Raw genomic sequence first — 278 nt, 5'->3', positions numbered from 1 at the left:
CGCTCCGAGGTTCCGCATAAACGCATCCGCATTATACCGTTCTCGGATGATTGCCCGAGACGTCAGGTTGGTCTGTTTTGGCGTAAACAGAGCTTGCGTTTAGCTGATTTTAACGCGCTGGCTGAACTGGCCAGACAAGCTGCACAACCCTTGCTGCTTTCAGATAACGAAATCACCCAGCTTCCCAAGCAATAAAAAAGGCCGGTTAAACCGGCCTTTTTATATTCGACTTATACGCTGCCCGGATAGTTCGGGCTTTCACGGGTGATGGTCACACC

Annotated in this window: 1 pseudogene; it reads left to right on the top strand. The window is 50.7% G+C overall.

The features are described from left to right. Positions 1-195 (top strand): annotated as a pseudogene (locus tag HBA93_RS20870) (hydrogen peroxide-inducible genes activator); the annotation flags it as partial. Between the last annotated feature and the right edge of the window lie 83 nt (positions 196-278).

Source organism: Ochrobactrum sp. SFR4 (assembly GCF_019730395.1).
GTDB lineage: Bacteria > Pseudomonadota > Alphaproteobacteria > Rhizobiales > Rhizobiaceae > Pseudochrobactrum.
The sequence above is the reverse complement of the archived record's forward strand: the minus strand, read 5'-3'. Positions and strand labels throughout refer to the sequence as shown.